Below are 12,903 nucleotides of genomic sequence, written 5' to 3' on the forward strand. Positions count from 1 at the left end.
CCATGAACCGCGACGAGAAGGTCCTGCGCGAGCTGTTGTCCGCCCACGGGCAGACCTACGCCGAAGAGGCGGGCATCAAGCTGAAGGACAGCCCGCAGTCCCTCTACCGGCTGCTGGTGCTGGCCCTGCTGCTCAGCGCCCGGATCCGCGCCTCGGTCGCGGTGGCCGCCGCGCAGGCCCTGCACGAGGACCACCTGGACAGCCCGCGCCGCATGGCCGACGCGGACTGGCAGCAGCGGGTGGACGCGCTCGGCCGCGGCGGCTACCGGCGCTACGACGAGCGCACCGCCACCCAGCTCGGCGACGGCGCCGAGCTGTTGCTGGACCGCTGGTCCGGCGACCTGCGCCGGCTGCACGAGGAGGCGCACGGCGACACCGGGGAACTCAAGCGGCTGCTCCAGGAGGAGCCGGGGGTCGGTCCGGCCGGCGCCGACATCTTTCTGCGCGAGGCCCAGCGCGTCTGGCCCGAAGTGGCGCCCTACCTGGACGGCAAGGCGCTCTCCGGGGCACAGCGGCTCGGCCTGCCGAAGGACCCGGACAAGCTCACCGAGCTCGCCGGGAAGACCGAACCGGCCGTGCTGGCCGCCGCGTTGGTGCGAGCCGCGCTCGACAAGGAGGTGGCCGAAGACTGTCTGCGCCGCGCATCATGATCGTGTCAGACTGTTGCTCGCACCTCGGCGGGAGTGTAGGAGCAGCACGTGACGGGGACCGAGCCCGCCGCACAGTACATCGACACCACCCGGCCGCATCCGGCCAGGGTGTACGACTGGTTCCTCGGCGGCAAGGACAACTACCCCGTCGACGAGCGGCTCGGCCGGGAGATCGCGGCCCTGGACGGGGCGGCGCGCCGCGGGCCGCGCGCGCCAACCGGGCGTTCATGCGCCGGGCCACACGCGCACTCGCCGAGGACGGCATCCGCCAGTTCCTCGACATCGGCACCGGCATTCCGACCGAGCCGAACCTGCACCAGATCGCCCAGTCCGTGGCACCCGACGCACGGGTGGTCTACGTCGACAACGACCCGATCGTGCTGGCCCACGCCGGCGCGCTGCTGCGCGGCACCCCCGAGGGCGTGACGGAGTATGTGCAGGCCGACGCCCGCGATCCGCGCGCCATCCTCGAAGAGGCCGCCCACGTCCTGGACTTCGGCCGTCCGGTGGCCCTGTCCCTGATCGCGCTGCTGCACTTCGTCGCCGATGAGGAAGGCGCCCACGAGGTGGTGTCGACCCTGGTCGACACGCTGGCGCCGGGCAGCTGCCTGGTGCTGACGACGATGACGGCCGACTTCGAGCCGGAGAGCGTCGAGAAGGGCATCGCCGCGTACGCCGCCGGCGGAGTGACCCTGGTCGCGCGTACCCGCGACGAGGTGGCCGCCTTCTTCAAGGGCCTCGACCTGCTGGAGCCGGGCGTCGCACCGGTCGACGCCTGGCGCAGCGAGCGGTCACCGGAGGACGGGGGCCCGGTCTCGCTGTACGGCGCGGTGGGCCGCAAGCCCTGACGTGGCCAACGGTGCGCCCGGCCCCGGCGGGCGGGCGTTACAGGCCGAGCACGCGGGAGATGGTCCGCAGGACGCCGTTGTCGTTGTTGGACGGGGCGAGGTGGCGGGCCCGGCGGACGACTTGGGGGTGGGCGTTGGCCATGGCGAAGGACCACTCGGCGGCGTCGAGCATCTCCAGATCGTTGAGGTAGTCGCCGAAGACCATGGTCTGCGCCGGGGTGATGCCGAGCGCCCGCTGGAGACCGCGCAGCGCGGTGCCCTTGTTGGCGGTGCGGTTCATGACGTCCACCCAGTGCGCGCCGGAGACGACGACCTGGTGGGTGGCGGCGAACTCCGCGAGGGCCGGGGCGGTGGAGTGCTCGGCGGAGCCGAAGTCGAACAGCGCGACCTTGATCACGTCGTCCTCGACGGCGGTGACGTCCTCGACGATCCGGTGCTCGACGTAGTACTTGCGCACCTCCGCCAGGAACGCCTCGTCCGTCCGCTCGACGTACGCCGACCGCTTGCCGCACACCACGGCGCCGACGTCGACCCCGTCCGCGACCAGCCGTCGTACCGTGTGCGCCACCCCGGCGGCGACGGCCCCGTCCATCGGGTCGGAGCTCAGCTCCACGCCGTCGCGGACCACGTACGTGCCGTTCTCCGCGATGAACACCATGCCCTCGGCGACCTCGGCGAACTGCCGGGCCAGCGTGGCGTACTGGCGGCCGCTCGCCGGGCTGAAGAGCACGTCCCGCCGGCGCAGTTCGGCGAGCATCGGCCACAGCCCGTCGGGGATCCGCTTGGCGTCGTTCAGCAGCGTGCCGTCCATGTCGGTGACGATCAGCCGGATGTCGGCGGGGCCCGCGGGCAGACCGGGGACGGCGAGAAGGGGCATGGGCGTGGCGGGCATGTGCTGCTTCCGGTCGGGGGGCGGCGTACCGGACCAGTGTTCCTCATGCGCCGAAACGTCCCGGAACCGGCTCCTCTTACGCCGGAACGTCCCGAAATCGTCCCCTCGTGTACCGAAACGTCCCGGAGCCGCCGCGAACCGCCCACGGTGCGCGTTTCCCGGGACAGCGCGATCACCGGGCGGCACAATGACGGCGGAGAACCGAGAACCGGAGAAGGGCGGCGACGTGACCGAGGGCCACTCCCCGACGGCCGGACCGGAGAAGCTGAACACCTCCGTGGCGCACAACGCCCGGGTGTGGAACTACTGGATCGGCGGCAAGGACAACTACGAGGTCGACCAGCGGGTCGGTGACCACGTCGCCGGGATGTTCCCGGTGATCAGGGCGGTGGCCCGCGCGGACCGGGAGTTCCTGGCCCGGGCGGTGCGGTTCCTGGCCGCCGAGCGCGGGATGCGGCAGTACCTGGACATCGGCACCGGTCTGCCGACCGTCGAGAACACCCACGAGATCGCGCAGCGGATCGCCCCCGAGTCACGGATCGTGTACGTCGACAACGACCCGATCGTGCTCGTGCACGCCCGCTCGCTGCTCACCAGCTCACCGGAGGGCGTCACCGACTACGTCGACGCTGATGTGCACGACCCGGACGGCATCCTGCAGCGCGCCGCCGAGACCCTGGACCTGGGCCGGCCGGTCGCGCTGATGATGCTGGGCATCCTGAACTTCGTCCTGGACACCGACGAGGCCCGGGACATCGTTCGGCGGCTCATGGCGGCGCTGCCCTCGGGCAGCCACCTGGTCCTCACCCACCCGACCCACGACGCCGACGTGGGCGGCGAGGGCAACCGGGCCGCGATGGAGTTCTGGAACACCAACGCCACCCCGCCGATCACCGCCCGCAGCCGCGCCGAGATCGCCGGCTTCCTCGACGGCCTGGAGCTGATCGAGCCGGGTCTGGTGCCCTGCTCGCAGTGGCGCGCGGAGGCGGAGTCCGCGGCCGCGGTGCCGCAGTTCGGCGCCGTGGCCGTGAAACCCTGACGCCGGCACGGGCGGGCGGCCCGACGCGGGCACGGACGGACCGACGCCGAGGAGGACGCATGGCCGAGGAGGACGTATGACCACCCTTGCCGACCCGGTGCCCGGCGGGCGTCCGGAGGACCTGCGCCGGGTCGCGGGGCTCACCGCCGACCTCGCCGCGCGGGGCGTGCGCGGGATCGTGCTGGCCTATGTGGACACCGCGGGCGTCTGCCGGGTGAAGACGATCCCGACGGCGCGGCTGGAGGCCGCGGTCTCCTGGGGCGTGGGCATGTCCCCGGTGTTCGACACCTTCCTCGCCGGCGACTCGATCGTCACCACCGACGTCCTCGGCTCCCCGGACGGTGACCTGCGGCTCTATCCGGACCTGGACCAGCTGGTGGAGCTGGCCGGGCAGCCGGGCTGGGCATGGGCGCCGGTGGACCGGATCACCCAGGAGGGAGAGCGACACCCCGGCTGTGCCCGGACCTTTCTGCGCCGGATCGTCGCCGACGCCGCCGACCGGCACGGCCTCGCCTTCAAGGCGGCGATCGAGGTCGAGTGGGCGGTCGGGCTCGGCTCGGCACCGCCCGGGGAGTTCGTGCCGGCGGTGTCTGGACCGGCGTACGGCGCGATCCGGCAGGTCGAGCTGAGCGACTACACCGCCGATCTGCTGGCCGCGTTCGCCGCCCAGGACGTGCCCGTCGACCAGCTGCATCCCGAGTACGCGGCCGGGCAGTTCGAGGTGTCGGCGGGCGCGCTGGATCCGGTGGCGGCGGCCGACCGCAGCGTGCTGGTCCGGCAGACGATCCGGGCGGTCGCGCAGCGGCACGGCCTCAGGGTGTCGTTCTCGCCCGCGGTGTCCGCCGAGGGCGTCGGCAACGGCGGCCATGTCCATGTGTCCTGCTGGCGGGACGGCGTGAACCTGCACGCGGGCGGGGAGCGCCGGTACGGCATGACGCCCGAGGCGGAGTCCTTCGCGGCCGGGATCCTGGCCCGCCTGCCCGCGCTGACGGCGGTCACCGCGCCGAGTCCCGCCAGCTATCTGCGGCTCAAACCCTCCCAGTGGGCGGGGGTGTTCACCGCCTGGGGCCGGGAGACCCGCGAGACCGCGCTGCGGATGATCACCGGCTCGGCGGGCCGCCGGGACCAGGAGGCCAACCTGGAGGTGAAACCGGTCGACCTGGCCGCCAACCCCTATCTCGCCCTCGGCTGTGTCCTCGCCGCCGGCCTGGACGGGCTCGACTCGTCCCTCGCCCTCCCCGAGGAGATCACCGGCGACCCGGCCCGGTACGGCCCGGACGAGGCGGCGGCTCTCGGCGTACGACGGCTGCCGCGGTCGCTGCCCGAGGCCGTCCGGGAGTTCCGGGCGGACGAGGTGCTGCGGGCGGCGCTGGGCCCGGTCCTCGCGGACGCGGCGACCGCCGTACGGCTCGGGGAGGCGGCGGCCGTCCAGGGTCTGGACGACGCGCGGGTGGCGGCGGCCTACCGCTGGGTGTACTGACCGTGGCCGCGCCGGGACCGGTCCACGAGGCCCTCGCCGCGCTGGAGCTGGTGGACCACCACTGCCACGGCGCCGTGACGGCCGACCTCGCGCCCGAGGAGTTCGCCCCGCTGCTGACCGAGGGCGAGGCCTGGCCCGGCGTCTCGCCCTTCGACACCCCCGCCGGTGTGGCCGTACGCCGGCACTGCGCGCCCCTGCTGGACCTCCCCCGGCACGCGCCGCCCGCCGAGTATGCGGCCCGCCGCGCGGAGCTGGGCTGGCGGGAGGCCAACCGCCGCTTCCTGCGGGCCGCGGGAGCGGGGGTGTTCCTCGTGGACACCGGTTACGCCCCGCACCCGCTCACCTCCCCGGCCGAGCTGGCGCAGGCCTCCGGCGCCGCCGCCTTCGAGGTCGTACGCCTGGAGCAGGTGGCGGAGGCGGTGGCCGCGCGGGGCGTCGAGCCGGGCGAGTACGCGGCCCGCTTCCGCGCCGCCGCCGAGGAGGCCGTACGCCGGCCGGGCGTGGTGGCGGTGAAGTCGGTGGCCGCCTACCGCACCGGCTTCGCCCTGGACCCGGCGCGCCCGGCGGACGCCGAGGTCACCGGGGCCGCCCGGCACTGGCTCGCGGACGGCGGCCGGCTCACGGACCCGGTGCTGGTACGGCAGCTGCTGTGGATGGCCGTCGACCTCGGCCTGCCGCTGCAGCTGCACACCGGCTTCGGCGACGCCGACCTGCGGCTGCACCACGCCGACCCGGCGCTGCTGACCGACTGGCTGCGGCTGACGTCCGGCACGGTCCCGGTGCTGCTGCTGCACTGCTGGCCGTACCACCGCCAGGCCGCCTATCTCGCCGCGGTGTTCGAGCAGGTGTACCTGGACGTGGGCCTCGCCCTGCACCACACCGGCCCGGCCCGCTGCCGGGCGGTCCTGGAGGAGGCGCTGGAGATCACCCCGTTCCGCAAACTGCTGTACAGCTCCGACGCCTACGGGGTGGCCGAATTCCACCACCTCGGCGCCCTGTGCTTCCGGCAGGGGCTCGCCGATCTGCTCCAAACCCGCGTGGACGCCGACGAGTTGAGCCTGCCCGACGCCCTGCGGATCGCGTCCTGGACCGGCCGCGGCAACGCCCTGCGCCTCTACGGACCGCCCGTATCCGACCCGGCCCGCGATCCCAGCGGGCGCCCCACCCGGAAAGTATGATCAAGCAATGTCTGACATGACCGAGACGACTCCCGGCTGGCTGTCCACGGACGAGCTGGAAATGGCCAGGGCCCGGATGCCGATCCTGTACGTCGAGGCCGTACCCGTGCGCGTGGACGACAGCGGCGAAGTCACCAGCATCGGACTGCTGCTGCGGATCGGCCCGGACGGGACGGTCAGCCGGGCCCTGGTCTCCGGCCGCGTCCTGCACCACGAGCGGGTCCGCGACGCCCTGCTGCGCCACCTGGAGAAGGACCTCGGACCGGTGGCCCTCCCCCGTGTCCCCGCCTCCCTGCAGCCCTTCACGGTCGCGGAGTACTTCCCGACGGCGGGCATCACGCCGTACCACGACCCACGCCAGCACGCGGTGTCCCTCGCCTACATCGTGCCGGTCACCGGCGACTGCCGCCCCCGGCAGGACGCGCTGGACCTGGTGTGGTTCAGCCCGCAGGAGGCCGCCTCCCCGGCGGTGCAGAGCGAGATGCCGGGCGGGCACGGGGTGCTGCTGAAGCAGGCGCTCGCGCACGTGGGCCTGGCCTTCTGACGCCGGCGGCCGCCTGACCCGCCTGTGTATCAGGCCGGTCAGGCCGCCGACCAGGGGTTTCCCCGATGCGTTCAGGTTGCTTTCAGGTTCGCGACGGCCCGTGGCAACAGCTGCACCAGAAGCCCCAAAACAATGGCAAAGGGGGCTGGGGAAAAGCGAGTTGGGCGTGCGAGGGTGCGGGCCATGAGCACAGAGCACGTCCTGGACGACCGGCCCCGCGCTGACGCACGCGCGCGCATACGTGAGAGCGCGAACAAGGTGCCGGAGGTCACCGTCTACTTCTGGATCATCAAGGTCCTCACCACCGGCATGGGCGAGACCGCCTCCGACTTCCTCGCCCATCTGCTGGGCCCGATCCCGGCGGTGGGCCTCGGCGGCCTCGCGTTCACGGCGTCGCTCGTGCTCCAGTTCGCCGTCCGCCGGTACGTGGCCTGGATCTACTGGACGGCCGTCGTCATGGTCAGTGTGTTCGGCACGATGGCCGCGGACGTGCTCCACGTCGGCCTCGGCGTCCCGTACACCCTGTCCACCCCGCTGTTCCTGATCGCCCTGACCGCCGTCTTCGTCCTGTGGTACGCGTCCGAGCGCACCCTGTCCATCCACTCCATCCGCACACGGCGCCGCGAGTCCTTCTACTGGGCGGCCGTCCTCGCCACCTTCGCCCTAGGCACCGCCGCGGGCGACCTCACCGCGACGATCGGCCTCGGCTACCTGGGCTCCGTCGTCCTGTTCGCCGTGGCGATCTGCGTCCCGGCCGTCGCCCACCGCGCCCGCCTGCTGGGCGCGGTGACCGCGTTCTGGACGGCGTACGTCATCACGCGCCCGCTCGGCGCCTCCCTCGCCGACTGGATGGCCCTGCCGGGCACCCGCGGCGGCCTGGACTGGGGCCTGGGCCCGGTGACCCTGGCCTGGACGGTGGCCATTCTCGCGTTGGTCGGCTACCTCGCCGCGTCGCGTCAGGACGTGCGCACCGCCTGAAGCCACTCGCGGCGCGGGAAGCCGCCCGCGGCACGGGAAAGGGCCTCGCCCGGCAGCGCCGGCGAGGCCCTTCACCCGCGCTGCCGGCCGCCGTGGGCCGCCTGACCAGGGCGCCGATGCCACAATCGAAGGTGATGCCGCCGTCCCGCACCGACCGGGCCCGCGCCAGGAGGCCGCAATCGCGGGAGACGAGGCAGGAGGCCGCGATGGCGGGAGAGAAGGCAGGGAGACAGCCCAGCCGGCCGTACCTCCCCGACCTGCACATGCGTCTGCGGTCCGAGCTGGGCCGGATCGACGACCAGCTGCGCGCCCTGCTGTCCTCCATGGACCGGCTGCAGGGTCTGCTGGACGCGGTGGTCGCCATCAGCCGTGAGGTGGAACTGCCGGCGGTGCTGCACCGTATCGTGACGACCGCCATGGACCTGGTCGGCGCCCGCTACGGAGCCCTGGGGGTGCTCGACGAGTCCGGGCAACGGCTGGAGCAGTTCATCGCGGCCGGGCTGTCGGAACGGGAACGGGCCTCTCTGGCCGAGGCCGGACTGCCGCGTGGTCTGGGCGTCCTCGGCCATCTCATCCGCTACCCCGACCCCCTGCGGATCGACGACATCCCGGGCCATCCCGCCTCCGCCGGATTCCCGGCCGGCCACCCGCGCCTGCGCACCCTGCTCGGCGTCGCCATCACCGTGCGCGGCGAGATCTACGGCGACCTCTACCTCTCCTCGCGCTGGGGCCGTCGCTCCCGGCCGTGCTCGCCATCGCGGCGGGCAACACCGTCGCACCCGTCTGCTCCTACCTGCTGCTGCGCCGTACGGGATTCCATACGGACCTGGACCGGCTACGGGACGCGCTCGCGCTGATCTTTCTCGGTGCGTTCACCGGGATGCTGGTCAGCGCGACGACAGGCAGCGGGACCCTGTTCCTCGCCGGCGCACTGAGCCCACGCGACTTCTGGCCGACGTGGTCGGTGTGGTGGACCGGCGACGCGATGGGCGTCCTGGTGGTCACGCCGGTCCTGCTCGTCCTGCGCTCGGCACGCCCGCCCAGGCACGCGCGGCCCGCCCGATGGGCAGAGGCGCTGCTGCTCGTGGCGGCCACAGCCGCTGTGGGACTCCTCGTGACCAGTCACGTTCCGCTGCTGTTCGTCGGGTTCCCGCTGCTGATCTGGGCGGCCTTCCGCTTCCAGCTGGCCGGGGCCGCGCCGTGCGCACTGGCGGTGTCGATCTTCGCCGTCATCGCGGGGGCGAGAGATCAGGCCCGTTCGCCGGTCACGACCTGCTCACCAAGATGATCACCCTGCAGGCCTTCAACGGTTCCGCCGCGCTGACCGCGCTGCTGCTCTCGGCCGTCGTCAGCGAGCGGAACCAGGCCCAGCGGGAGATCGCCCGGGCCTGCGGGCAGCTCGCCACGATGGCGGCCAGGATCGCCGTCGGCGACCGCCTGCCGGCGCTTTCCGACGCGGAACGCGAGAACGAGGCCGACGCTCCGCACGCTCGGCAGACACGGCAGCACACACGACGGCAGACACGACAAAGGTCGTCTCCTCATCGCTGAGGAGACGACCTCCGACCGGCCGTAAAGCTGGTCGGGACGACAGGATTTGAACCTGCGACCCCTTGACCCCCAGTCAAGTGCGCTACCAAGCTGCGCCACGTCCCGGTGCCGTTTGACCTGGGGTTTCCCCGATCGAAACGCGCAGGGAAACAATACCGCACTCCGCTCGGTGATCGCGTATCCGTTTTCCGGTTGACCTCGAGTTTGGTTGAGGTTGCACGATCGTCGGCATGACGATCGCAACGGACGAGAACCGCGCGTACGGGTACGACGACCTGCCCGGTCTGATGAGCCTGATGACCGGCGACGAGAAGCACGGACCGGCGGCCACCTCCACCCTCGACGTGCTGTGGGTGCTCTACGACCGCGTGCTCCGGGTGACGCCGCAGCGGCGGGACGATCCGGCCCGCGACCGGTTCCTGCTGAGCAAGGGGCACGGGCCGATGGCGTACTACGCGGTGCTGGCCGCGAAGGGGTTCGTGCCGGTGGACTGGCTGCCCGGGTTCGGGTCGTACGACTCCCCGCTCGGGCATCACCCGGACCGGGTGCTGGTGCCGGGCGCCGAGATCGGCAGCGGCTCGCTCGGGCACGGGCTGCCGATCGCGGTGGGCAGCGCGCTGGGGCTGCGGGCGCAGGGGCTGCACGATCCGGCGGTCTGGGTGCTGATCGGGGACGCCGAGCTGGACGAGGGCAGCAACCACGAGGCGATCGCCTTCGCGGGGCCCGCCGGCCTGGAGCGGCTGCACACGGTCGTGGTCGACAACTCCTCCGCCAGCCACGCCCTGCCCGGCGGCATCGCCGCCCGGTTCGAGGCGGCGGGCTGGTCGGTGGTGACCGTCGACGGGCGCGATCACGAGGCGCTGTACGCCGCGTTCACCGCGCCGCATCCCGGGCGGCCGCATGTGGTCGTGGCCCGCGTCGAGCCCAAGAACGCCTGACTCCCGCCTCCTGGAAAGGCAGATCCTGATGGACACCATGCGTGACCGTTTCGCCCCCGTCGTCTCCCGGCTGCTGGACGAGGATCCGCGCGTCGCGGTGGTCCTGGCCGAGATCGGCAAGGACGGCTTCGACGAGGCCATGGCCCGGCATCCCGACCGGGTCGTCAATGTCGGCATCCGCGAGCAGCTGCTCGTCGGGGCGGCGGCGGGGCTGGCGCTGACCGGGCTGCGGCCCGTGGTGCACACCTTCGCCAGCTTCCTCGTGGAGCGGCCGTTCGAGCAGGTCAAGCTGGATCTCGGGCACCAGAACACCGGGGCGGTGCTGGTGAGCGCGGCCGCCTCCTTCGACTGGCCGGCCGGCGGCTACACGCACATGGCCCCGGGCGATGTGGCGCTGCTCGACACACTGGACGGCTGGACCGTGCACGTGCCCGGGCACCCGGACGAGGCCGAGACACTGCTGCGCCGCGCGGTCGCCGCCAGCGACGACAAGGTGTACGTACGGCTGTCCGTGCAGGCCAACCGGCAGGGGCGGCTGATCGACGGCGAGCGCTTCGCCGCGGTCCGCGAGGGCCGCGGCGGTGTGGTGCTCGCCGTGGGCCCGGTGCTGGACCCGGTCCTCGCCGCCACGGAGGGCCTGGACGTGACGGTCCTGTACGCGACGACGGTGCGGCCCTTCGACGCGGCGGGCCTACGCCGGGCCACGGAGTCGGCGGGCACCGATGTCGTGCTGGTCGAGCCGTATCTCGCGGGCACCTCGACGACCGCGGTGAGCGAGGCGCTCGCGGACGTGCCGCACCGCGTCCTGGGCCTCGGCGTCGGCCGCGGCGAGCTGCGCCGCTACGGGACGGTTGAGGAGCATGTGGCCGCGCACGGGCTGGACGCGGTGAGCCTGCGGGAGCGGATCGGGCGATTCGTGGAGCGCGCGTAGCTGCGGGCAGTCGTGCCGTTGGGCGGCACGGGGGCGCAGCGGCACCCTGCCAGCGCCGGTGAGCGACCCGGCCCCCGGACGGGACCGGCGCAGGGCGCAGGCGGCCTGCACGGATGTGCGCTCACCGCGCGGGCGCGTCCGCTCGGACCAGGTCGCGTATCGCGGGAACCGCGAGCAGTGCCGCAGCCACCGCCAGGCTGGTCGCGGCGGAGATCAGCAGGACGTGCCCGGCGCCGACCGCGTCGGCCGCGGGGCCCGCGAGGGCCTGGCCCACCGGCATCATGGCGAGGGAGCCGGCCACGTCGTAGGCGTGGATCCGGTTGAGGACGTCCGGCGGGACCTGGGTCTGCACGCTGGTCGCCCACATCACGCCCCAGAACGACATTCCGGCGCCCGCCACGGCCGCCCCGATCGCCATCGCCGGCACGCCGAGGCCCGCGCCGACGGCCGCGGGGAGGCCGAAGAAGGCGAACAGGGAGATCGCGCCGGCGCGGAGCATGCGGCGGGGCCGCAGCCGCAGGGCGAGCAGGCCGCCGACCACCGTGCCCGCGCCGAGGGCGGAGTTGACCAGGCCGTAGGCGCGCGGGCCGTGTTGCTGGACGACCTCCGTGGCCACGAGCGGGACGGTCGGCCCCCAGACCGCGATCATGTACAGGCACCAGACGGCGATCACGGCCCACAGCCAGGTCCGGGACCGGAACTCCCGCCAGCCCTGGACCAGATCGGCCCGGAAGGCACGCATCCCCCGGCCGGTGGCGGCACCGCTGCCCTCGGGGAGCGGGGGCAGCCGGAGCAGCAGCAGGCACAGGGCGCTCGTCGCGTAGGTGGCCGCGTGCGCGGCGAACACGGCGCCGGGCGAGGCGAAGCCGACCAGGAGACCGGCGACGGCCGGGCCGGCGAGCTGGGCGGCGGACTCGGCGATGCGGATCGCGCCGTTGGCGCCCTGGATGTCGGCGGCCAGCCGGGGCACCGTACTGGCCACGCCCGGCTGGAAGACCGCCCCCGCCACGCCGTTGACGAAGCCGATCGCGCAGATCTGCCACAGCACCACATGCCCGGCGAAGAACAGTCCTGCGGCGAGGGACTGGGTGACGAGCCGGACAAGGTCGGCGCCGATCATCAGCCTGCGGGTGCTGAACCGGTCGGCGATGACCCCGCCGAAGACGACGAGACCGGCGAACGCCGCCGCCGTCGAGGCCATGGCGAGACCGACCGCGCCCGCGCCGTACCCGTGCTCCAGCAGGCCGGCGGCGAGCGCCACGGGCAGCATGGTGTCGCCGAGCCGGGCGACGGCCCTGGCCACGAAGAACAGGGCGAAGTCCCGTGACCAGACGGCCCGCCCGCCGGCCTCGGCCCTGCCCGCCCCGCGCGTGCCGACGTCGTGCCGTGAGTCCGTGCCCGTCATCCCGGATGCTCCCTCCCCGCCGCGCCCTCGCGGTGCCGCGCCCGTCTGCGCCGCGCGGGATCATGCCACGCCCGGCTCGCGCGCACGGGTTATTTCCACTCCCCGGGCGGCAGCCCCAACTCGGGGTGGGCGTCGAGGAGTCGGGGCGGTGCGGCCTGCCGCCAGGAGTCGGCGAGGACGGCGCGTAGCTCGTCCTCGTCCTCCAGTGCGGCGAGTCTCGCTCTGACCCAGGCGAACTGGGCCTCGTGGTCGGCGATCCAGAACTTCTCCGGCTCGGCCAGCACCAGTTCGTCGCGCTCCTCCTTGGGGCAGCGCACGGCGATGGACGTCTCGTCCTCGGGCAGGGTCGCGAACATCTTCCCGGCCACCCGGAACGTGGGCATGCTCCAGGCGATCTTCTCCGTGGTGTCCGGCAGGGACAGGGCGATACGGCGTACGTCTTCGGCATCCGGCATGCAACGCACGGTAG

13 protein-coding genes, 1 tRNA gene and 2 pseudogenes are annotated in these 12,903 nt (G+C 73.2%); 12 read left to right on the plus strand and 4 right to left on the minus strand.

Annotation, left to right across the window (positions count from 1 at the left end; genetic code table 11):
• The first annotated feature begins 2 nt into the window (after positions 1-2).
• Positions 3-650 (plus strand): endonuclease, encoded by a 648-nt coding sequence (locus ACIBJF_RS37480; protein WP_399180706.1) that lies wholly within the window; start codon positions 3-5, stop codon positions 648-650.
• 48 nt (positions 651-698) lie between these two features.
• Positions 699-1,498: pseudogene (locus tag ACIBJF_RS37485) on the plus strand (SAM-dependent methyltransferase).
• A gap of 37 nt (positions 1,499-1,535) precedes the next feature.
• On the opposite strand, the gene ACIBJF_RS37490 reads toward ACIBJF_RS37485, so the two are convergent.
• Positions 1,536-2,390: a Cof-type HAD-IIB family hydrolase gene (locus ACIBJF_RS37490; RefSeq protein WP_399180708.1), complete on the minus strand. Its 855-nt coding sequence runs from the start codon at positions 2,388-2,390 to the stop codon at positions 1,536-1,538.
• Positions 2,391-2,616: 226 nt separating this feature from the next.
• On the opposite strand from ACIBJF_RS37490, the gene ACIBJF_RS37495 reads away from it, so the two are divergent.
• The 8 genes and pseudogenes from ACIBJF_RS37495 (at position 2,617) to ACIBJF_RS37530 (ending at position 9,160) form a co-directional block, all read left to right on the plus strand.
• On the plus strand, positions 2,617-3,429 hold the full coding sequence (locus tag ACIBJF_RS37495) for an SAM-dependent methyltransferase (protein WP_399180757.1): 813 nt from the start codon (positions 2,617-2,619) through the stop codon (positions 3,427-3,429).
• 76 nt (positions 3,430-3,505) lie between these two features.
• Positions 3,506-4,909: a glutamine synthetase family protein gene (locus tag ACIBJF_RS37500; RefSeq protein ID WP_399180710.1), complete on the plus strand. Its 1,404-nt coding sequence runs from the start codon at positions 3,506-3,508 to the stop codon at positions 4,907-4,909.
• Between the two features lie 2 nt (positions 4,910-4,911).
• Positions 4,912-6,087 (plus strand): amidohydrolase family protein, encoded by a 1,176-nt coding sequence (locus tag ACIBJF_RS37505; RefSeq protein ID WP_399180712.1) that lies wholly within the window; start codon positions 4,912-4,914, stop codon positions 6,085-6,087.
• A 16-nt stretch (positions 6,088-6,103) separates the two neighbouring features.
• Positions 6,104-6,631, plus strand: coding sequence for an NUDIX hydrolase family protein (locus ACIBJF_RS37510; RefSeq protein ID WP_399180759.1), 528 nt, complete (start codon positions 6,104-6,106; stop codon positions 6,629-6,631).
• 183 nt (positions 6,632-6,814) lie between these two features.
• On the plus strand, positions 6,815-7,609 hold the full coding sequence (locus ACIBJF_RS37515; protein ID WP_399180714.1) for a hypothetical protein: 795 nt from the start codon (positions 6,815-6,817) through the stop codon (positions 7,607-7,609).
• Between the two features lie 263 nt (positions 7,610-7,872).
• Positions 7,873-8,334 (plus strand): annotated as a pseudogene (locus ACIBJF_RS37520) (GAF domain-containing protein); the annotation flags it as partial.
• 20 nt (positions 8,335-8,354) lie between these two features.
• The gene (locus tag ACIBJF_RS37525; RefSeq protein WP_399180716.1) at positions 8,355-8,897 is read left to right on the plus strand and encodes an MASE1 domain-containing protein; all 543 of its coding nucleotides are present in this window, start codon (positions 8,355-8,357) and stop codon (positions 8,895-8,897) included.
• A complete protein-coding gene (locus tag ACIBJF_RS37530) occupies positions 8,894-9,160 on the plus strand; it encodes a hypothetical protein (RefSeq protein WP_399180717.1) in 267 nt (88 codons plus the stop codon). The genes ACIBJF_RS37525 and ACIBJF_RS37530 overlap by 4 nt, the downstream gene beginning before the upstream one ends.
• A gap of 28 nt (positions 9,161-9,188) precedes the next feature.
• Here ACIBJF_RS37530 and ACIBJF_RS37535 read toward each other — a convergent pair.
• Positions 9,189-9,265 (minus strand) — tRNA-Pro (locus tag ACIBJF_RS37535).
• Between the two features lie 125 nt (positions 9,266-9,390).
• Here ACIBJF_RS37535 and ACIBJF_RS37540 point away from each other — a divergent pair.
• On the plus strand, positions 9,391-10,098 hold the full coding sequence (locus ACIBJF_RS37540; RefSeq protein WP_399180719.1) for a transketolase: 708 nt from the start codon (positions 9,391-9,393) through the stop codon (positions 10,096-10,098).
• A 28-nt stretch (positions 10,099-10,126) separates the two neighbouring features.
• Positions 10,127-11,029, plus strand: a complete 903-nt coding sequence (locus ACIBJF_RS37545) for a transketolase family protein (protein ID WP_399180721.1) — start codon at positions 10,127-10,129, stop codon at positions 11,027-11,029.
• 121 nt (positions 11,030-11,150) lie between these two features.
• Here the strand turns inward: ACIBJF_RS37545 and ACIBJF_RS37550 are convergent, their stop codons facing one another.
• Complete coding sequence (locus ACIBJF_RS37550) at positions 11,151-12,434, minus strand: MFS transporter (RefSeq protein ID WP_399180723.1); 1,284 nt, start codon at positions 12,432-12,434, stop codon at positions 11,151-11,153.
• An 89-nt stretch (positions 12,435-12,523) separates the two neighbouring features.
• Entirely contained in the window at positions 12,524-12,889 is a 366-nt protein-coding gene (locus ACIBJF_RS37555) for an MmcQ/YjbR family DNA-binding protein (protein ID WP_399180725.1), read from the minus strand.
• Positions 12,890-12,903 lie beyond the last annotated feature (14 nt).

Origin of the sequence: Streptomyces sp. NPDC050743 (assembly GCF_044456925.1) — a bacterium.
GTDB lineage: Bacteria > Actinomycetota > Actinomycetes > Streptomycetales > Streptomycetaceae > Streptomyces.